The 19,588-nt window shown below is 41.1% G+C and carries 18 protein-coding genes; 3 read left to right on the forward strand and 15 right to left on the reverse strand.

Going from position 1 to position 19,588, the window contains the following annotated elements:
- Positions 1-254 precede the first annotated feature (254 nt).
- The gene (sufR, locus tag ACM0OP_RS03190; protein WP_414526934.1) at positions 255-938 is read left to right on the forward strand and encodes an iron-sulfur cluster biosynthesis transcriptional regulator SufR; all 684 of its coding nucleotides are present in this window, start codon (positions 255-257) and stop codon (positions 936-938) included.
- 66 nt (positions 939-1,004) lie between these two features.
- Positions 1,005-1,265 (forward strand): hypothetical protein, encoded by a 261-nt coding sequence (locus ACM0OP_RS03195; protein WP_414526935.1) that lies wholly within the window; start codon positions 1,005-1,007, stop codon positions 1,263-1,265.
- 122 nt (positions 1,266-1,387) lie between these two features.
- Here the strand turns inward: ACM0OP_RS03195 and ACM0OP_RS03200 are convergent, their stop codons facing one another.
- Positions 1,388-2,014 (reverse strand): hypothetical protein, encoded by a 627-nt coding sequence (locus ACM0OP_RS03200; RefSeq protein WP_414526936.1) that lies wholly within the window; start codon positions 2,012-2,014, stop codon positions 1,388-1,390.
- A gap of 658 nt (positions 2,015-2,672) precedes the next feature.
- Positions 2,673-3,005 (reverse strand): YbjQ family protein, encoded by a 333-nt coding sequence (locus tag ACM0OP_RS03205; RefSeq protein ID WP_414526937.1) that lies wholly within the window; start codon positions 3,003-3,005, stop codon positions 2,673-2,675.
- 463 nt (positions 3,006-3,468) lie between these two features.
- Between ACM0OP_RS03205 and ACM0OP_RS03210 the strand changes: the two genes are divergently transcribed.
- Positions 3,469-4,149: a tetratricopeptide repeat protein gene (locus ACM0OP_RS03210; protein ID WP_414526938.1), complete on the forward strand. Its 681-nt coding sequence runs from the start codon at positions 3,469-3,471 to the stop codon at positions 4,147-4,149.
- Positions 4,150-4,229: 80 nt separating this feature from the next.
- On the opposite strand, the gene ACM0OP_RS03215 is transcribed toward ACM0OP_RS03210, so the two are convergent.
- The 13 genes from ACM0OP_RS03215 to ACM0OP_RS03275 all read right to left on the reverse strand — a co-directional run bounded on the left by ACM0OP_RS03215 (position 4,230) and on the right by ACM0OP_RS03275 (position 19,408).
- The gene (locus ACM0OP_RS03215) at positions 4,230-5,918 is read right to left on the reverse strand and encodes an NAD+ synthase (protein ID WP_414526939.1); all 1,689 of its coding nucleotides are present in this window, start codon (positions 5,916-5,918) and stop codon (positions 4,230-4,232) included.
- Positions 5,919-6,063: 145 nt separating this feature from the next.
- On the reverse strand, positions 6,064-6,834 hold the full coding sequence (locus tag ACM0OP_RS03220) for an NUDIX hydrolase (protein WP_414526940.1): 771 nt from the start codon (positions 6,832-6,834) through the stop codon (positions 6,064-6,066).
- Entirely contained in the window at positions 6,795-7,394 is a 600-nt protein-coding gene (locus tag ACM0OP_RS03225) for a nicotinate-nucleotide adenylyltransferase (protein ID WP_414526941.1), read from the reverse strand. Before ACM0OP_RS03225 ends, ACM0OP_RS03220 begins: the two co-directional genes overlap by 40 nt.
- A 2-nt stretch (positions 7,395-7,396) precedes the next feature.
- A complete protein-coding gene (locus ACM0OP_RS03230; RefSeq protein ID WP_414526942.1) occupies positions 7,397-8,788 on the reverse strand; it encodes a nicotinate phosphoribosyltransferase in 1,392 nt (463 codons plus the stop codon).
- A gap of 406 nt (positions 8,789-9,194) precedes the next feature.
- Positions 9,195-10,364 (reverse strand): 8-amino-7-oxononanoate synthase, encoded by a 1,170-nt coding sequence (gene bioF / locus ACM0OP_RS03235; RefSeq protein WP_414526943.1) that lies wholly within the window; start codon positions 10,362-10,364, stop codon positions 9,195-9,197.
- A gap of 225 nt (positions 10,365-10,589) precedes the next feature.
- Positions 10,590-11,234, reverse strand: a complete 645-nt coding sequence (ruvA, locus tag ACM0OP_RS03240; RefSeq protein WP_414526944.1) for a Holliday junction branch migration protein RuvA — start codon at positions 11,232-11,234, stop codon at positions 10,590-10,592.
- Entirely contained in the window at positions 11,231-11,980 is a 750-nt protein-coding gene (locus ACM0OP_RS03245; protein WP_414526945.1) for a sucrose-phosphate phosphatase, read from the reverse strand. The genes ruvA and ACM0OP_RS03245 overlap by 4 nt, the downstream gene beginning before the upstream one ends.
- Positions 11,981-12,148: 168 nt before the next feature.
- A complete protein-coding gene (locus ACM0OP_RS03250; RefSeq protein ID WP_414526946.1) occupies positions 12,149-13,537 on the reverse strand; it encodes a cytochrome P450 in 1,389 nt (462 codons plus the stop codon).
- A gap of 133 nt (positions 13,538-13,670) precedes the next feature.
- Positions 13,671-14,507, reverse strand: a complete 837-nt coding sequence (locus ACM0OP_RS03255; RefSeq protein WP_414526947.1) for a mechanosensitive ion channel family protein — start codon at positions 14,505-14,507, stop codon at positions 13,671-13,673.
- A 2-nt stretch (positions 14,508-14,509) separates the two neighbouring features.
- Positions 14,510-15,694, reverse strand: a complete 1,185-nt coding sequence (locus ACM0OP_RS03260) for a hypothetical protein (RefSeq protein ID WP_414526948.1) — start codon at positions 15,692-15,694, stop codon at positions 14,510-14,512.
- Positions 15,695-15,726: 32 nt separating this feature from the next.
- Complete coding sequence (gene xseB / locus ACM0OP_RS03265; protein ID WP_414526949.1) at positions 15,727-15,960, reverse strand: exodeoxyribonuclease VII small subunit; 234 nt, start codon at positions 15,958-15,960, stop codon at positions 15,727-15,729.
- Positions 15,961-15,977: 17 nt separating this feature from the next.
- Positions 15,978-17,489 (reverse strand): Hsp70 family protein, encoded by a 1,512-nt coding sequence (locus tag ACM0OP_RS03270; protein ID WP_414526950.1) that lies wholly within the window; start codon positions 17,487-17,489, stop codon positions 15,978-15,980.
- 50 nt (positions 17,490-17,539) lie between these two features.
- Positions 17,540-19,408, reverse strand: coding sequence for a hypothetical protein (locus tag ACM0OP_RS03275; protein ID WP_414526951.1), 1,869 nt, complete (start codon positions 19,406-19,408; stop codon positions 17,540-17,542).
- Positions 19,409-19,588 lie beyond the last annotated feature (180 nt).

A 19,588-nucleotide genomic window follows, 5' to 3' on the forward strand; every position in this document is an offset into this window, starting at 1 on the left:
TTCAGAACTGGAATTGTGGAATCTGTTTACGAAAATCTCTTTAAGGATGGGAGACGGGCTGTGGTTGAGCCTTTTCCCTTTTGCTGTTACCTAGTGGTTACAAGGCTGTTACAATAGGACTTAGGGAGTAAAACAACTTATCGGTTGTTTAATTTATTTTCATTTTACGCTAAATTAACAACAAGAATGTTGTTAAAGTCAAATTTTCTGAAAAAAAATTGTGGGGGACGTTCGCGGAGCGTCTTGTAGAGAAAATGGAGATTACTCACCAGACCTCGACCAAGCAAGATATTCTGGAGTATCTGCTTAAACGCTCACAAGCAACGGCTTTTGAGTTAGCGGAAGTTTTAGATGTGAGCAAGCAAGCAATTCGCCGTCATCTGAAGGATTTGGAGACGGAGGAGTTAGTTTTGTATACATCGGTACAAGTGGGGATGGGGCGGCCGCAACATATATATAAGTTGAGTCGCCGGGGACGCGATCGCCTACACCGGAATTTGAATGATTATCAAAGCGATCGCTATGGAGAATTTGCGGTGTCGCTGCTGGACACTTTAGCAGAAACTGTAGGGCGGGAACAGGTGATCTCGATTTTACAAAAACAGTGGAAGCGTAAAGCTCAAGAATACCGCGATCTCCTGGGTAACGGCTCACTAGAACAGCGTGTAGCTAATTTAGTTAATCTGAGAAAAGCGGAAGGATTCATGGCGGAGTATCACTCTGTGGAATCCTCACACCAGGATAGCTTTATTTTCATGGAACATAATTGCGCCATTTCTGATGTCGCTGAGTCTTTCCCTAGTATCTGCGGTCATGAATTGGAAATGTTTGCGGCGGTGTTACCAGATTGTCACGTAGAGCGTACCCATTGGATTATCAATGGTGAACATCGTTGCGGTTATTTGATCCAAGCTCTACCAGAATCATCTGATGTATAAAGTTTGTGGTCATATTCAATTTAATTTCCATGAATTAACATTGAAATATGTTCAGCACTTACATATATGGATATACCACCCCAGCAACCGACAACCCAATTTCTCACCTTAGAAGAGTCAGCCCAAGTTGATGCAGCTTTGTTGTCTTCTTCCGAAAAGTTTTTAACCAGATTAACAATTTCGTCTTTAAAACTTTTGCAGCATATCGCCCAAGAATACGGTGTGGCGATGGAGGATTTAACAACACAGCAAGTAATTACTTGGTTTGAAAAGGATGCCAAAATTAAGCGTGAGCAAGGTATTGAGGCTTCGTATTTGAAGTGGTAAAAGGGAGTGGCTTCCTGTACCTTAATAAAGAAACGCTATATAGAACCACGAATACCAATTATTTATAAAATAACCATGCAAGAGGGGAGGAAGAAAATTCTTTTCCCCACTCCCTACTGCATTTAAGCCCTGTAATTGTTAGTTCTAGGACTGCGAGCGCCTGCAACAGCACCCATGAGAGCCGCAGCTAAACTCAACAAGGAACCCAAGACAAACCACCACAAAGCTCTGGAAGTTTCCGCCGCAATTTGGCGGGCTTGTTCAGCAGTGATACCAGTTTGCTGTCCGGGAAGGCCTGGTTGAACAGTTTGGGGTACGACTACTGCAACATTGGGAGCCACAACACCAAAAGTACCCCAGACTCCAGTTGCTAAGAGCCAGGAACTGAGGGCGATAGTAGTAGCCCACAGAATTGCACCATTGAGCAGAGCTGTACTGCTGTTCATGGGACCACAAGTCCGCGTTGTTACCCAACCACCAATGAAGAGGGAAATTAATAAAGCCAAGGTTGACCAAATTCCCACATTAGCAGCAACATCAGGTGCTATGCTTCTGGGCGCTCCTGAACCTGCGATTGTACCTGCGCCGATAGCACCAAATAAGGAACTCAAGATTAATTGAGTAGCTAAGGCGACTAACACGCCAGCAATTATTGGACCCCAACGCACTCGATCATGATATTCAGCGACTCTACCTGCTAGGGATGGTTCATTAATAACTTCATCGCCCATGCGATTTATGTAAGACATAGTTTATTTTCTCCATTGCTTTATCAGCAAAGTTTTTTCTCAGGTATATTCATTTCAGGATTCATGCTTCTGCTTTAAATTAAATTGCTAGATATGATTTTTAATATCTATCGATAGAGGGACTTAGTTACTGTATCTTCCGTAGGATTAAAATTAATTTATGACTAATTTTGTTGTAAATTTAGCTGATATTTATGTCTATTTTTTAGATGTGTGGTGATCCGGTTTGATTTTTACATATAGCAACCGCAAAGGTAGTTATACCAATTTTATATAAAGAGGCATATAAAGAACCCCTCCCTAACCCTCCCCGCAAGCGAGGCTACGGTGTACACACAAGTCGCGAAATTCTCTTTTGTGTCATAAAACCCCACCCCTAGCCCCTCCCCGCAAGCGAGGAGGGGAACTGGATTTACTGTTAAATTCGGTTTTTAGGGCTAAAAAATCTCTTTGGATCAGGATATGTGTACACCATAGCGCGAGCGAGGAGGGAAGTGGATGTTTGTGGTGTAGGGGGGGTCAAAATAATATGCAGCCTCATAAATAATTGGTATTAGGACATTTCCTGTTGCCTGTTCCCTGAATTTAATTAAGCCATAAAATTATCTATAAAAAAAGAATGGGTAATTATATTTTATTACCCAATAGCATTGATGATTTAACGCATTTTGACAGCAGTACCTGTGGCTGTAATCAGCAATAAAACGCCACTCTGATCAACGTTCATGTTGATGGTTCCAGTATCAAATTGAATGCCAATTATGGCATCTGCTCCTAAACGTTGTGCGCGTTGTTCTAATTCTTCTATGGCTTTGCGTTGTCCTTGCTCAAATAGTCTCTCGTAACTGGCAGTACGTCCACCAATAATATCTCGAATGCTGGCAAAAAAATCGCGGATGAAATTACTACCATAGACGACTTCCGCCGTGACAATGCCTAAATATGAGTCAATAATCGCACCTTGGATTACATCGGTTGTTGTGATAATCATGGGTTAGTCCTGTAAATAGCCAGTTAATCGCTGAATTTTAGATTTGAAATTTTCGATGGATAGCCTCAATCAATTTAGGGCTGTAAACTCTTTTTGCAGTTGAGTTGGGAGTTGTCAGTACCCGTTGGTCTAGGCAGATTAGTCTGTTATTTGCTAGTTAATTGTCTAGTAGGATCATAGCAAGGTAAGATACCTGTTATTTGCATAGCAGTCAGTCGATAGGAAAAATGATCCTTAAATCAGGCATTTTGTCTGACCACAAATTAATTGGTGGTATATACTAAATACTTTATAATAATTAGTCTGTCCTTTAGTAGTTAATTAGGAGATTTTCTGCTGTCAAAAAGTATTGGAATTGACAATTCATTTATTTTTGGTAAATGTAAATAAGTAGAGTTTTCAAAATTCATTTTTTTTTGTTTTAATGTACAAAAAAGTCCCAGAAAATTTGAGGAAGTTGATTATGTACAAACGTATATCACTGATAGTTGGTGTTTTGAGCTTGGGATTTGCTGCTGTTAGTATGCCGAGAGTAGCGCAGGCTCAGGTGCTGATAGCACAAACGGCAAATCCTCAAGTCAGGACGATGTTTGAGGAAGGGCAGAGGCTGGTGGCAGCTAGGGACTATAATGGGGCGATCGCCATCTATCAACAAGCGGCTAATATTGAGCCAAAAAATGCGAGGATTCATTCTGGAATTGGTTATCTTTATGCCCAATTAGGAAATTTTCAACCTGCATTAGCTGCCTATCGTCGGGCGATCGCCATTGATGGCAATAATAGTGATTTTCATTACGCTGTGGGTTACATCAAAGTGAATTTGGGTGACACTAATGGGGCGAGAGATTCTTACCGTCGTGCCATCCAACTCAACCGTAGCAATTTAAATGCTTATTTGGGGTTGGGTATCACTCAAGCCCGTTTAGGAGACTTTACAGCCGCTAATTGGGCTTACCAAGAAGCAATTAAACTAGACCCCAATAATGCCCAAACTTATGAGTTTATGGCTTTGATGTACAAACAGCGACGACAAACCTCACGTGCCAACGACTTACTGCAAAGGGCGCGCAACTTGTATCAACGGCGCAATGATACGGTGGGAGTCAACAGAATAGATGGGATGTTGCGGGAGTTAGGAGGTTGATAGGGTTTTTACGTGAGTACAAGTAATAATTAAACGCAGATGGACGCAGACAAACGCAGATAAATTTGGACTTTATTAGACTAGGATATGCTGTAGGCATTTTTCACAGCAGCCCAATTACTAGCAATTGGCATTCGCCAACCTGTGCCAAAGGCGCGATCAGTAATTTTTAATCCTGGGGGTGCTTGTCGGCGTTTAAATTCAGCCCGCGCTACCATTTGAATCACGCGATTGACAATTACCGGATCATGTCCTGCGGCGACAATTTGGGCTGCTGATTGGTGGTTATGAATTAGGCGTTGCAAGATGTCGTCTAGAATTTCGTAAGAGGGTAGAGAATCTTGATCAACTTGCCCTGGTTTGAGTTCGGCGCTGGGTGCTTTAGTAAGGATATTCTGGGGGATGATTTCAGTATCCCGATTTAACCAATGGCACAGTGAATAAACACGGGTTTTGGGAACATCAGCGATTACAGCTAACCCGCCATTCATATCACCGTAAAGGGTGCAGTAACCTACTGCCATTTCTGATTTATTACCAGTAGATAGTAAGAGATAACCGAATTTGTTGGCGATCGCCATCAATAAATTACCACGAATCCGGGACTGAATATTCTCCTCAGCAATGCCAAATTCAGTACCTGCAAACAAATCAGCTAAGGTGTGGTCAAACCCTTGCATTAATTCCTCTATCTTTAAAATTTTGGTTTCAATCCCCAAATTTGCGGCTAATGCCAAAGCATCGGTGACAGAATGGGCGGAACTATAGGGAGAAGGCATCAGCACACCGAGGACATTTTTGTTACCAAGGGCAGCAGATGCGATCGCCGCTACTAATGCCGAATCAATTCCCCCACTTAAACCCAGCACCACTTTTGAAAAACCACATTTGAGGGCATAGTCTCGCACTCCCAACACCAAAGCCTGCCAAATTTCCTCTGCTTCTGATTGATATGCAGGTGCGACAGAACTGAGTTGTAAATCTCGCTGCGCCTCATCAAAATCAACTAAAACGAAATCAGGAGTAAAACCATTAGCACGACAGACAATTTCACCTTGACGATTCAAAGCAAAACTGCGTCCATCAAAAATTAAATCGTCATTTCCACCTACTTGATTGGTATAAATCATCGGTTGGGAAAACCGCACCGCACTATGTTGGAGCATAGATTCTCGATATTGCTGCTTCCCGACACTGTAAGGTGAAGCCGATAAATTAACAATTACATCCACACGCAGTATTGCTAAATCAGCAATAGGATTAACTGGATAATGGCGCTTACCTAAAAATTCCTCATCATTCCATAAGTCTTCGCAAATCGTCACCCCAATATCCACATTATCAAGGCTGAAATAACTAGCTTGTAGCCCTGGTTCAAAATAGCGGTTTTCGTCAAAAACATCATAAGTAGGTAAAAGCCGCTTATAAAACAGTTGCTTTACCTGACCATTTTCTAACAAAGCTATACTATTAAATAAAGCTTTCCCTCCAGTGGTAGACGCTTTTAAATTTGGGGAAACAGTACCAACCAATACAGCTAAATTAGGCGGTAAATCTGTAGCTAGCTGTTTTAAAGTGATCGCCATTGCTGTAATCAAACCTGGATTCAGCAATAAATCTCTGGGGGGATAGCCACACAAAGAAAGTTCTGGTGTTAATAATAAACGCGCACCTTCAGAGGCTGCTGTTTGGGCTGCTTCGACAATTCTTTGAGCGTTACCGGCTAAATCAGCAATTATGGGATTGAGTTGAGCGATCGCAATTTTCATTCTGCTATGATTTGTGGGCTATTATAGCTGGGGACTGGGGACTGGGGACTGGGGACTGGGAGTGGGGTTTTTCTATCGCTATCAGCTTTCAACCGTCAGCAATTTGGTAGCTTTCATAAATATATTTTCCTGAAATTTTGGGTATTCAAATAAAAACTAAAGGTTTATCTTTTAAGGGTGCAAAAGCATCAGCATCAAACCTGTAGAGACTAGCCGGACGACCTGCACCCCGTGACACTTTAATCCCGGTATCTGATAAGAAACCTAACTTAAGTAAACGCGCCCGAAAGTTAGAGTAATCGGCGAAATTTTCCCCTAAAACTGTAGTGTAAAATTGGTACAAATCATTTAAAGTAAAGCTAGTGGGCAAAACATCAAAAGCCACAGGACTATACTCTAACTTATTTCGTAAACGTCTGTTACCATAAGCCAAAACCTGATTATGATCAAAGGCTAATTGCGGTACATCTTTAACTGGATACCAAGCAATCCCAGAGACTTTATCAGCAATTAATTCTGCTTCTTCAAACCTCACTAAAGCAAAGTAACTAACAGAGAGATAACGAATACCATAATGATCAGTAGCTTCGCGGGGATCGCGCTGGGGTCCACCAAAAGTGTATAACTGTTCTAAATAGAGATTATTCACGCGAATTTTCTCCGCCATAATCCGATAAGCAGCATCTTCTAAAGATTCTCCTTGACGTACTAAAGTACCCGGAAGACTCCAAGAATTTAAAAATGGTTCCTGCTGTCGCATGACTAAAAGCACTAGCAGGCGATTTTGGGCAGTATCTACAGAAAAAATCACATTATCAACACCCACCTTAAAATCAGCCAAAGGTTGCTGAGGATAGCCGCAGGCTGGTTGTTGATTTAGTGGAATTGGTAACTTTTTGGGGTTGCGTCCTGGCATTTGTACAAATGCTGTTGATGAATATAAGCGACAATGGGGGGAGTCAGGGCTTGAGTATCTCCATGTTCTCGATAGGCGGTGGAAGAAACATCTATACCAGTTAAGGTAGCGATCGCCATTTGACCACCCAGATTTTGTACCGCCTCTAAGCTATACTCATCTATGGCATATCCTGGCCGTGGCACAATCAGCAATTGCACTTGCTGTAACAAATCTTGAATGCGATACCAACGGGGTAACTGATGCAATAAATCAGAACCAATTACTAAAGTAAACTCAACATTCTCACCCCAACGAGATTTAGCTTTTTCCACAGTTTCCAGAGTGCGGAAGCTACTCAAATCCTGTTCCAAAGCAATATTACGCGGTGGCGAGTCAATATCACTAATCAACAATTGCAGCATTCTTGCGCGATGTTCCAAGGGCGTTTGATGGGACTTAAAAGGATTATCCGCCGCCCAAACAGCCACCCAATCATAAACCTCAGATAACCACCTGAGAATCTTTTGATGTCCAGCAGTCGGCGGGTCTGCACTCGTACCAAACAAAGCAATTCTCATCTCTATGTCCTCTGTGTCTCCGTGGTTTCTTTCTTAGTCTTTAAAATCAACTCCCCTAACCGGGGAGAAATTCCCACCTCCACCCCTACTGGCGCATCCAAACGACGAGTTTCTAGGGGTAAACTAGCCACACTTACCCCAGTGCGTCCGCGAATTTCCTGTAAACTTGCTGGGGGCTGTAACCGTTCACCATTCTGAACAACTAACTGCAACAAAGATGAACCGGAGACATGGCTTTCATCCGCCAAAGCTAAAGTATCAGTTTGTACCTGACCTCCGACCCAAGAGCGGAAAATTTGCTTCCGTCCGGGATAACTCACCTTACTAGTAGACTGTTTCATTACCGGGATATTATCGATTTCCACCAATTTATAGACTCCATTCACAGGCGCACCCGTAACTAATCGAGTTCCCAGCCCATAACCATCAATTTCCGCACCAGCAGCTTGGAGTTTGGCAATTTCCCATTCATCTAAATCGCCGCTAGCCAAAATTGACACATGGGGCAGGAGCGATCGCACTTGTTTTGATAAACTGACTAAATCTCCAGAATCCAACCTCACCCCACTTAATTCCATTTCTCCAGCCTTAATTTTTGCTGCTAACTGCTTTGCCGCAGCGATAGTATCATAAGTATCAATTAATAATGGCGCACCCGGAAAATGGCGATGAAAAGCCGTAAAAGCCTGTTCTTCACTACCTGTCATTGCTGACATTGCCATAACTAAAGCGTGAGCCATAGTACCACTAGGCTGTTCTCCCAGTTGTAACGCTGCTAACACATTCGATGTAGCATTTAAACCGCCAGCCAAAGCCGCCCGCGCCGCCCATAAAGCACCTTGGGGACTAAAGGCCCTTCTTGTGCCAAATTCCAGCAGTGTGGCTGACTCCCCCGCCACATCTCGCAGACGTGCGGCTTTAGTCGCAATCAAAGTTTGATAATTAATAGTATTGAGTAAATAAGTTTCCACCAGTTGGGCTTGCCATAAAGGTGCTTCCACCCTTAATAATGGTTCATTAGCAAAAATAGCTGTTCCTTCTGGTACTGCCCAAACATCCCCAGTGAAACACCCTTGGGCTAAGAGTGTCCAAAAGTTTTCTCTAACATGAGCAAAAATTCCTGTCTTTTGTAAAGCTTCTATTTGAGCAGAACTAAAGCGAAAGTTAGTCAAATATTCTAAAACCTGCTCTAGCCCCATAGCTATGAGATAACCAAAATTTTCTGGTAAGCGCCGCACGAATAACTCAAAGCTCGCCCGCCGTTGTTCTACACCTTCGCCTGTATAACAAGCTGCCATTGTCAGCTGATAAAGGTCGGTAAGTAGGCTGTAATCAGCCGCACATAGAGTTAGTTGTTCTTTATCTATGCCGTCCCTGTTGGGAAAAGTTACCATGACAGAGCTTCCTTAGAAGAATGCTATCTTATTATGGTAGATTTTACTATAAATAATGTCAACTTTAACTAGACATCCGCCTATATATGGATATATACCCGGTCAGAAAAACACTTTTATGGAAAATCTACCAATACTTAATATATTGTAATAGTGATTTTAACCAATAATGAGATATGAATGAGGGCTAGATTTTAATTTTCATGAATAATTGATCCTCAAGACTCAAGCGTATACTTACATAGCCGCTAAAGTATTGCAAAGATAGCCGAAGAACTATTGCGGATATTATAAACTACGCGCATCCGGCTACGCCTGAGATACACGTTTCCGATGCTTCAAAGGTAATTAGGACATTCCCTGTTCCCTTAAAACCATGATGATGTCCTAACCAGTATGTCCGTTGCTATACTAAAATCTCACTGAGAACTGACACTAATTTTTCCAGATGTCTGGTTTCATGAGTCGCCATCACCGATATACGTATGCGACTGGTGGGAACTGTGGGGGGACGAATAGCTGGCGCAAAAATACCTTTAGTGATTAACTGTTCACCAATTCTGAGTGCTGCTGTGGCGCTGGGTAATTGTAAACAGAGTATGGCTGATTCTGTGGGTAGTAATTTTAAGTGGGGTAATTGTTCTGTAATTAACTGTTTTAAATAATTCACATTCCGCCATAGTTGCTCTAGGCGTTGGGGTTCTTGTTGTACTATTTCAATTGCGGCTAAGGCTGCGGCGGTGTCTGCGGGTGAAAGGGCTGTGGTGTAAATCCAAGTAGGGGCGCGATTGCGTAAATAGTCAACTAGGCTGGTGCTTCCTGCTACATAACCACCTAAACTGCCCAAGGCTTTACTCAATGTACCAATTTGAATTAGGGTTTTACCTGTGCAGTGAAAATGTTCGATGCACCCTGCGCCTGTGTTTCCCAGTACAGCAGTGCTATGGGCTTCGTCGATCAGTAGCATAGAGCTAAACTCTTCTGCTATGTCTAATAATTCTGGTAATGGACATAAGTCACCATCCATGCTGAAGACGCTATCAGTGATGATCAAACAACGACGGTAGTTTTGCCGTTGCTGACGCAATTGAGTTGTTAATGCGGCTAGATCACAATGGGGATATTCCAGAAATTCTGCACCGCTCAGAATTGCGCCATTTTTCAGACTGGAATGATTGTATTGGTCAGATAAAATTAAATCACGCTTACTTACTAAAGCAGCGATCGCACCCAAATTGGCTAAATACCCAGAACTAAATACTACTGCATCTGGGGTTTGTTTCCAAGATGCGATCGCCTGTTCCAATTCCCGGTGCAATTCTCTATGTCCACTGATTAATCGAGAACCAGTGCTACCAGTTCCCCATTGTTCTACAGCATTAATTGCGGCTTGACTCAAGCGTTCATCCCCAGCCAAACCCAAATAATCATTACTGGAAAAATTAATTACCTCTTCCCCAGACAACAGCACGGTAGCACCGGGACGACCCTGGATTTTTCGTACAGAACGATACCAATTAGCTTTGTGAATAGTTGCCAGAGATGATTCTATCCAACTGTAAGGGTCTTGAGACATAGGGAGCAGGCAGGGTGCAGGGGTGCAGGGGGAAAGACAATTTTGCGGGGATGTACAGGATGATAACTAATTAGGCAGACATGATATAAGCAGTACGAATAAGAATAGATGCAAACCTGAAAACTCAGACTTTCTTAATTACGAATTATGAACTACGAACTACGAATTACGTTAGCGAAGCTCCTCTGTTCGCGTAGCGTTCCGCAGGAAAAGAGGCATTACGAATTACGTATGAGTAACTTCTTCGCTGCTGCTAAGATGCGCGATCGCCTGTTTAATCCAATCTTCCACGTAAGCGTCTTGAGATAATCCAATATCTTCACTGACGACGTGTAAGGCGTGACTCACTTCATCGGCGCTATATCCCAAAGCAAAAAGAGTCATTTGCACTTCTTCTAAAATCGCTGGTGCGGGGCCGCCTGTGGCGACGAAGAAGCCTGCTGATTTGCGCCACTCGACTAACTTGGTTTTCAGTTCCAAACAGATACGTTCTGCGGTTTTTTTGCCCACACCAGGAGCTTGAATTAAGATTTGGGTATTGGCAGCGATAATGGCTTGGACTAAATCTGGAACTTCCAAAGTGTCCAAAAGTGCGATCGCACTAGCAGTACCAATACCGCTTACAGTCAGCAATTGGCGGAACAAATCCCGTTCTGCGGGTGAAGCAAAGCCGTAGAGAAACGGCACTTCATCCCGAATTTGCAGATGGGTAAAAATTTGTGTCACTCCGCCCGACTCTGGCAATTGTTTTGCCAAGCGTTGCGGAATTTGCAAATCATACCCCAAATTATTCACTTCGAGAGTCAACATCATGCGACTCCCGCCAATTGTTTGAATACCAGCGACGATCCCTTTGAGATAGCTAATCATTCTAAGAAGCCAAAATACTTTAAACCTTCGAGAATACCTCCAGCACAAACAGCTTGTGCTAGGTAACGATAGTTAGCGGGGTACTCGTTGTGCCACTGGAGTAACTCTGGACGTGCATTCCCGACTATGATTCCCCGTTCCTCGCCTACAGCGAATAAAGCAATATCATTACCTGAATCACCGCAGACAACTGTTTGTTCTGCTGCAAAGTTCCACTTTTGACGGAGGAACTGCATTGCCTGACCTTTATCGCTGGTAAGAGGCACAATGTCAAGGTCAATACCGCTACTATAGATTAATTTTATATTTAATTTAGATTTTAGCAACTCCGCCTCTAGTTGCGGTAAGACATTAACTGCTACCTCTTGCTTTAAGAAAAAACTGACTTTAAAAGCCCGTTGTTCGGAATCTGGTTGCAGTTCCAACTCAGGAAAAGACTGAGCGATTTTTAATACCAATTCACTATCCCATCCAGAGGAGAGGATTTCTGACCAACCCGCATCGGGGGTATCTTTACCGTCAAGATAAATTTCCGTACCCACAGAGAGAACTAACGCATCCGGTTCCATAAGATTTTTTTCTTTTTGGAGTTCGCGGTAAAGAATAGGCGATCGCCCTGTGGCATAGACAATCTTAGTGCCGTATGCTTGACGGTGTTCAGTCAGTGATTTTGTCAGTGCGGCTAAAGCGTTGTCATCGCCTACGAAGGTGTTATCCAAGTCAGAGACAAAAAGAAATGGTTTCATGATTTTGATATATCCCAAGTTAGTAGTTGCAACAAGACCTGACAATTTTAAACTTGACTATGCGTTCCGAGTTAATCTAGCAGATTTTAGCTGAAACAAAAAGAAGCCCCACGTCTGACATGAAGTGCAGCGTGGGACAAAATGGTTGAGCAATGATATTTTTTGCAGCTAAAAAGAAGTTTGAACTTGTTGACGTTTTCCGTCTTGAGAAGTCTTTAACCCAATTTGCTTAAGTTGCACCTTCAATCCATGTTCTGGGCGCAAGGTAATTGAAGGCTGTGGCACAATGGGATAATCTGGAATTAAATCTATTTGGAAGCTTTGAGCGATCGTCGCCAATAACAAAGCCGCTTCCATTTGAGCAAAACCTTTTCCAATACAAATTCTTGGTCCATCCCCAAAGGGAATATATACTCCTTTAGGCAATTGCTTTTCAAACTCCTGTGTCCAACGTTCTGGTTGAAAAGCTTCGGGATTTTCAAAATACTGGGGATGACGATGCATCACCCACTGGCTCATCATGATTGTCGTACCTTGGGGAATTTCGTAATCGCCAAGCTGGGTATCAACTGCTGCTTCCCGCCCCTGTATAGATACTGGAGGGTATAACCGCATTGATTCTTTGATAATTTGCTGTGTATAAACTAATTGCCCCAGGTCTGCGAGTGTTGGTAACTTTCCTTGCAAAACTTGATTTAGCTCAAATTCTAATTTTTGCCGCACGTCGGGATTTTGTGCCAAAAGCATCCACGTCCAGGATAAAGCATTGGCAGTGGTTTCATGGCCAGCTAACATCAGGGTCGCTACTTCATCGCGGAGCAGTTTATCATCCATCTGCTGACCTGTTTCTTCGTCTTTTGCTTCCATAAGCATGGTCAACAAATCATTGGTTTCCTCCTGACTATGGCGACGTTCTTGAATGAGTTTGTAGATAGCTTCATCCATTTGGGCAACAGCATGACGATAACGGATATTTTCCGGTTTTGGGAACCACTCCCACACCAGAAAATTTTGCCTCCGCTTACTTTCAAACCACTGCATAGCCACATCTAGTGCATTAGCAACAACTTTGGCTTCCCCTTCATCCACCTCAGTGCTAAAGATGCACTTCATAATAATTTGCAGCGTCAGCTGCATCATATCTGCATGAATATCATGAGTTTCACCATCGTGCCAAGTTTGCAGCATTCGGTTGGTGTAATCTACCATGACTTCGCCATATTTATTAATCCGTTTTTGGTGAAATACAGGTTGGATCAGGCGACGTTGCCAAAACCAGGATTCTCCTTCTGCGGTTAATAAGCCCTCTCCTAATAAAGTTTTTAAAGCACGGGAACCTCGGCTTTTAATAAAATATTGGCGATTTTTGAGAACTTGTTCTACGTATTCAGGATGAGTAACTAAACAAGTAGGTGTTAACCCCATCTGTAAGGGAACAATATCACCATAGTCACGACAACGAGTGAGAAATCCTAACGGGTCTTGTCCAAGTTCAAGTAAATGTCCAACAATAGAGTTAACTGGCGGCGCTGGTAACTCGAATACATCGCGAACCATACCAAAAATCCTCTAAGTTTGTATGTATTCGAGAAGATTAACTCACCGTTAATTTTAAATTCTTCATCAAATAGAGAGATTTATAATGGCAAAGATTAATTATTTTAAGAAATCATTTCAGATATTTCCTGGTTCAATGTGGGATAAGAGTGGGATAAGAAAGACCATGTTTAGTAAATGCTTGTTTAGCTCGCCGCATTAAATCCGTTTGATAGATAAACTCATCCCTAGCATCCATTGGATAAGACTTGAGTTTGAAGTGAGTACACCAAGGTAACTCTTCCATCACGATAAAAATGGGCAATTTTAACTGAGTGTATCGACTACTGTAAGCAGCTTGGTATAAAAGTCGTATTACCCTTTCACAATCAACGTAATGATCTAAATAAAATTTGGTGACTACTTGGGCTTCTAATTCACCACTATTAGCATTAGAGATAGCATCTGTCCAAGTTTTACTGTGGGGAATAGTAACAACGCTATCATCAGGAGTTTGCAATCTGAGTCCACGTAAACCGTAACCAATGACTTCGCCGTAGTGTTCGCCAATGCGAATGCGATCGCCGACTCGATATGGTGCTTCAAATAAGGTCACAACCCCAGCTATAATCGAACTTACATAATCCTTAAATGCAAATCCTAATCCCACAGCAATTGTACCTGTGAGTGCTAAGAGATTTTTTTCCGATAGATTCAGAAATAGATTGAGTAGGTAAACTACAGTGACAATCAAAATCAGTCCTTTCCAAAAAGGTACTGACTGTTTAATTGTAAGTCGGAACCGCCGCGCTACTCGCTCTGATAGCCAATTTACAAAAGATTGAAATGTGGCAGCAATTCCGTAGGCGACAAAAACGCTAATCAGAGCTTTGAGAATCTTGTTGACCGTAATCTCAGTTAGGAGTTTTTCGGTGATGCCATTATCATTGAACAATTGAGCAAACAAGCTAGTAGAGATAGACACAAGCATAATTATTCCTCTCCAAGCAAAAAGTTGTTATTAACTAACTCTGTTTTGAGTGAAGGATAGTAAGCAGGATAAATATACAATTGCTCTTGCTGTTGTACTATTACACCCGCACGCTGAAGCATTTGCACACGCGATCGCACAAGTTGTTCACTTTCGCCTAAACTTAGAGCTAGATCAGTCCGAGTCATCTGTCCATGTAACAATAAAGAATGCAGTAGGTAGCGGTCAGTAGCAGTCAAATCAGGTAGACTCGGCAAAATCGGCTTCGTTTGTCGGAGGTTCACGGAAATTTCTAGAGTTACACCTTCAGGCGTTAGTGCAGACTGAAACTCAGAAATATCATCAGGGATATCGGCCGCACGAATCCGTAATGCTTGCAGCCATAATTGAGCAGCCACGCTACTCACCCCAGAAGCAAGACTAGCAAGAGACTTACAGTCAGCTAAATCCATATCCGCGTCGCTGTCTTCAGGAGTTAATTGTGCGGTGACAGGTGCTAACCATTTTTGCAGTGCATCTCCTTTCAATTTAGGAAGGGGTTGAACTTGTTCTAAGTAAGCACTCACCTGACAAACCTGATTGAGAAACGTCCAAGCCGAATAATTGCAACCAATCAGCCAAAACTGAGTTTTATCCTTGACAACAGCATTTTGCAAAAACTCGATACTTTCCCACCCCTCAATACATCGCAAAAAGCACTGTTCCAGAGAGGGAATCACAACTAAAGTCTGCCGTTCACTCAGTTCTGAATTAGCATCACCGCCACAATCTGTTGACCGAGACTCTGTTTCAGAAAATAAAGCCTCACTAATTGCTTTTTCCAGAGATGAACAATCAGGTGAACGTTTACACAGCGCTAGAGGATGGATAATTTGCCAACTTTTGGAGAACTCATCTGTTAAACTTTCCTGAATAATTTGAGCAATTGGTTCCACAGAACAACCTAGAATCACCAGACTATTGGCAGATGTAACATTTTGCTGCCAATCCGACAAAGCTGAAGTCAGTTTTTCTTGAATAAAAGTCTGATATTCCAGTGGAGGTGATAATTGAGCTAATTTTTGTGAAAACTCCTGAATAACTTCTTCAGGCGGTTTATTGAGAAGATTATCGGGATTAGTTGTTTTAGCCTGGGAGAGCCAAGACTGAAACCAATGAATAGAAGATCGGAATTTTGCGCCTATCATTATTTAGTGTTAACAGTTATCTCCTCTAACTGTTACTCATCCGTCAAAGTTTCAATTAACAAATTTACCTGTTGCTGTCGCTGCTGCAAAAAACTTTCACACTGACGCAAAGACTCAACAGCACTAGAAAACTGCTCAAACACCTCCTGCAAATCCAACTCACCCGCCTCAATACGAGCAATAATTTCTTCTATTTCCATAACCTTTCCCTCATAATTCCAACCCGCCATCGAATCAGAACTCGAAGCATCCTTACGCTTAACCATTCAACTGTCTGCTATACCTACTCAACATTAACTGACTTAAGTTCCTGCATACTTTGTCGTGCTTTTTCTGGCGACATAGTACCTTGCACTTCAATCTTAGCTGAGACACTTTGCCCAGTCAGCTGAAATATTCCCGTCACACTCAGAATACCATTGTGATCATACAAAAAAGTAATTTCCACCGGAGAACCAGCCTCAGAAGGAGGTAAGTTTTCTAAATAAGCCTCTCCTAAAACTACACAATCATCTGGGTCTTGTGCATCTCCTTGTAGGATAATAATTTTAATTTTAGATTGATTCTTAGCTACAGTACCATAAACTTCAGAAGCCTCGCAAGGGATTTTACTATTTTTCTGAATAATTATCGAGTTTTCTGGCACTTTAAAATCATTCAGACTGACAACGCCTAAACTATGCGCGCAAACATCTGAGACAGTTGGTAAAGCATTTGTAGTAGTAGAACTTCTTGTCCTTGGTTCAACTCCAATTGTACTCGCCAAAATCGCCGCACCTTGAGCAACCACCTCATCTGGATTCACAGTTCGCAGAGGTTCTTTACCAAATAATCTAGTTAGCATTTTACCCACAAGGGGAATACGTGTAGAACCACCAACTAATAAAACATCATCAATATCTTCAGTTGTTAATTCCGCTTCCTCCAGCACCAATTCAATATTCATTTCCGTGCGGAGAACAATTTCCTCAATTATCTCTTCAAATTGATGTTGGCTCACCTTAAAATTCGCTACTCTACCCTCTACATTCAGAGCCACTCTCGTCTGAGGACTAGAAGAAAGCTTACGTTTTGTTTCCTCAGCTTTAGCACGTAGTTCTTGTTCACCAGCAATAGAAATTAACGGATCGAAGCCAGTAGCTTTGATAAATTCTGCCTGAAAAAGATTGACCAGACAATCATCAATATCTTTTCCTCCTAACTCATGGTCTCCACCAGTAGCAGTCACATCTACATTTTTCCCATTGACTTGCATAATTGTAATATCGAAAGTCCCCCCGCCTAAATCATAGACAAGAATAGTTTTGTTATCAACTTCTCGACTAGCACAAAACTCCAGCGCGGCGGCTGTTGGCTCATTAATAATACGAAGCACATTTAACCCTGCAATTTCTCCAGCAGTTTTAGTAGCAATTCGTCTTTTATCATCAAAGTAAGCTGGTACAGTAATCACGACATCAGAAATTTGCGTGTTCAAAAATAACTCAGCATCCTGCTTCAACTTCTTCAAAATTAAAGCAGAAATTTCTTCTGGCGTATAATTCCGACCATTTTGATGAATTTGATAATCACCACCCATCCGACGTTTGATGAATTGGATTACTCTTTCACCTTCAGACACAGCCACAGATTTCGCATAGCTACCCACCACAACATTATCATCTTCAAAGAAAACCACTGAAGGAGTAATTCGCTCTCCCTCACTATTAGGGATAATTTCACTTTTACCATCAACATTAATGTATGCACACGCTGAGTAAGTAGTCCCTAAATCAATTCCAATTGTATATGACATAACATTTATTCCTGAAGAATATTGTACTTAAAAGTCTCTGATTTCTGGGTTTATCCCAATTTAAACATAGCATTCATCGTTGCCAAAATTAAGCTCTCTACGGATTCTAAGAACTGGTTATTCGTCAAAAAATCAGATGCTAAAACTTGTAATGTGTATTGTTTTAAATCTTCCAGATAAGCAGATTTTAACTGTTGCTTAGTTCGTGTCATAGATTGAGCTATATGTCCTTGAAAGTCCAGTTTTAGCTTATTTGCCAAAAATTGATCCTCTATCAGTTGAGTAACCTCACGATAACCGACATGAAAGGCTGATTTATAGCTAGCTAACAAGTCATTCAATACATAGTTAGTCAAGGGAAGGATATTAATCAACTTTTGGATATGTAGTATATTTTTCTCCTGAAAAATCTTTAATACACAAGTTAGCTCTGGACGCACTTGTTCAGGATTATAGGAGAAAAAGAGAAAACTGTTTACATCTAATTGCGTTGAATCATCAAGTGATATGGGGATAAAATTAACCATATTTCCCATACCAAGTTCACTTACTTGATGAACCATTATTGCAGATAATTCATCATAACTCAATTTAGTCTCAGTGATCATGATTTCGCCTATATTATCTCCCAACTCACTAATAGTGAATAGCGTTTCATCACTAGCTGGCTCTCTGAAAAGCTCGTGGATAAAATCAGGAGCATGATTATTCAGAATAGAAGAACTTAGTTGATAGGAACTATTCGGCTTAAATAATTTTGGGATACAGTCTGAACTAAATTTGAACTGATTAACGGAGAATTTGCTATCGCTACTTATGCTCTTAACTACCTTTTTTCGCAGTTCCAAATATTTCTTCTCCACCACCGAAAGTTCATGAATCTTTGCTTGATATTCTTGCTCAATATTTTGGATGTACTGAAGCATTTGTACACAAGAAATTTCCTGTTTAACCGTATCTGCAATTCCTCGAATTGCTAATTGATGCGTCTCCTCAAATGTTTCTTTAAAAATAGAAGAATCTCTAGATTGACCTAATTCTTCTATGTTTTGACGAGCTGCTTTTTCAGCAATTTCTACAGACTGCATTTGCTCTAATTGCCAGAATAAATCATCAAAATGCTGATACAAATCTTGTGCTAATATTTCTAAGTCATTCATTGGTTGCTCTTGCTTACTTATCAAAAGCTTAATGAAATCAGAGCGGAGTTGCTGTCCTTCCAGATAAAACTTTTTGAGAACATTACAAATGGGATCAATATGCTGTGCAATCAGCAGCCGATATCTTAAAAAAACTTGCCCATATTCACATTGACTAGACTGCTCTGCAAAAATTAAATTTTTTACCTCATTGACTAAATTAATTTTGGCATCATTTATTTGTGCAATAGTTTCAACTAAATAATTACAGAAGCTATTTCTGAAGGTGGATATGACAGAATAATATTCCACAAAAATCGGTTGTGATTTTTCAGTAACACTATATAAATTTTCTATAAGTGTTTCCTGGGACTTACCTACATTCTTGGCTTGAATATAGGCTGTTTCAATTTCAGAAATCAACTTTAATCTTTGGGCTACAATGTCAATGGCACGGATTATTTCATCAAAATAATTCTGTAATCTATTTTTAATATCTATGTAAAACTCATGATGATCAATTATCACTTCTGTAGAACTGAAAAAGCTGAACCATTTTAATTGCATTTCACTTTTAATCATCTCTTTACCATAACTATCAGGAATAGATAATGGTGATGAATTAAGATGATGATCTGTTTTTAATGATTCTATCAAACTATAGGCGTGATTTATAATTTCTTGATGATTACTTCCTTTAATAATTTCTAAAGCGCCCTGAATATCATTAAGATAAATAGTTCTAATCTTTTTCTGATATTCTGGTAAAAGAGCAGTCATAATCTGCTCGTAATATTTAGTAAATAAATCACAAAAAGACATAAGCCTGTTTAGAAATAAAGTACCTAAAAAAAAGCTGTTTAAATCTTGTAGGTGGGTTGGGTTTTTATAGCTGCACCTTGGATGGGACAGGTTAGCAATAACTTTACAAACATCTTGTCAGTTTGTTAGTTTAAGTTT

It is taken from the genome of Nodularia chucula CCY0103, assembly GCF_963923915.1.
GTDB classification, from domain to species: Bacteria; Cyanobacteriota; Cyanobacteriia; order Cyanobacteriales; family Nostocaceae; genus Nodularia; species Nodularia chucula.

Excerpts from the sequence above, each read along its gene's own strand:
- sufR (WP_414526934.1), top strand. The coding sequence starts at position 255 with ATGGAGATTACTCACCAGACCTCGACCAAGCAAGATATTCTGGAGTAT.
- bioF (WP_414526943.1), bottom strand. The coding sequence starts at position 10,364 with ATGTCTCAAGACCCTTACAGTTGGATAGAATCATCTCTGGCAACTATT.
- ACM0OP_RS03230 (WP_414526942.1), bottom strand. The coding sequence starts at position 8,788 with ATGGTAACTTTTCCCAACAGGGACGGCATAGATAAAGAACAACTAACT.
- ACM0OP_RS03200 (WP_414526936.1), bottom strand. The coding sequence starts at position 2,014 with ATGTCTTACATAAATCGCATGGGCGATGAAGTTATTAATGAACCATCC.
- ACM0OP_RS03260 (WP_414526948.1), bottom strand. The coding sequence starts at position 15,694 with ATGATAGGCGCAAAATTCCGATCTTCTATTCATTGGTTTCAGTCTTGG.
- ACM0OP_RS03250 (WP_414526946.1), bottom strand. The coding sequence starts at position 13,537 with ATGGTTCGCGATGTATTCGAGTTACCAGCGCCGCCAGTTAACTCTATT.
- ACM0OP_RS03195 (WP_414526935.1), top strand. The coding sequence starts at position 1,005 with ATGGATATACCACCCCAGCAACCGACAACCCAATTTCTCACCTTAGAA.
- ruvA (WP_414526944.1), bottom strand. The coding sequence starts at position 11,234 with ATGATTAGCTATCTCAAAGGGATCGTCGCTGGTATTCAAACAATTGGC.
- ACM0OP_RS03205 (WP_414526937.1), bottom strand. The coding sequence starts at position 3,005 with ATGATTATCACAACAACCGATGTAATCCAAGGTGCGATTATTGACTCA.
- ACM0OP_RS03275 (WP_414526951.1), bottom strand. The coding sequence starts at position 19,408 with ATGACTGCTCTTTTACCAGAATATCAGAAAAAGATTAGAACTATTTAT.
- ACM0OP_RS03245 (WP_414526945.1), bottom strand. The coding sequence starts at position 11,980 with ATGAAACCATTTCTTTTTGTCTCTGACTTGGATAACACCTTCGTAGGC.
- ACM0OP_RS03255 (WP_414526947.1), bottom strand. The coding sequence starts at position 14,507 with ATGCTTGTGTCTATCTCTACTAGCTTGTTTGCTCAATTGTTCAATGAT.
- ACM0OP_RS03225 (WP_414526941.1), bottom strand. The coding sequence starts at position 7,394 with ATGAGAATTGCTTTGTTTGGTACGAGTGCAGACCCGCCGACTGCTGGA.
- ACM0OP_RS03210 (WP_414526938.1), top strand. The coding sequence starts at position 3,469 with ATGTACAAACGTATATCACTGATAGTTGGTGTTTTGAGCTTGGGATTT.
- xseB (WP_414526949.1), bottom strand. The coding sequence starts at position 15,960 with ATGGTTAAGCGTAAGGATGCTTCGAGTTCTGATTCGATGGCGGGTTGG.
- ACM0OP_RS03270 (WP_414526950.1), bottom strand. The coding sequence starts at position 17,489 with ATGTCATATACAATTGGAATTGATTTAGGGACTACTTACTCAGCGTGT.
- ACM0OP_RS03220 (WP_414526940.1), bottom strand. The coding sequence starts at position 6,834 with ATGCCAGGACGCAACCCCAAAAAGTTACCAATTCCACTAAATCAACAA.
- ACM0OP_RS03215 (WP_414526939.1), bottom strand. The coding sequence starts at position 5,918 with ATGAAAATTGCGATCGCTCAACTCAATCCCATAATTGCTGATTTAGCC.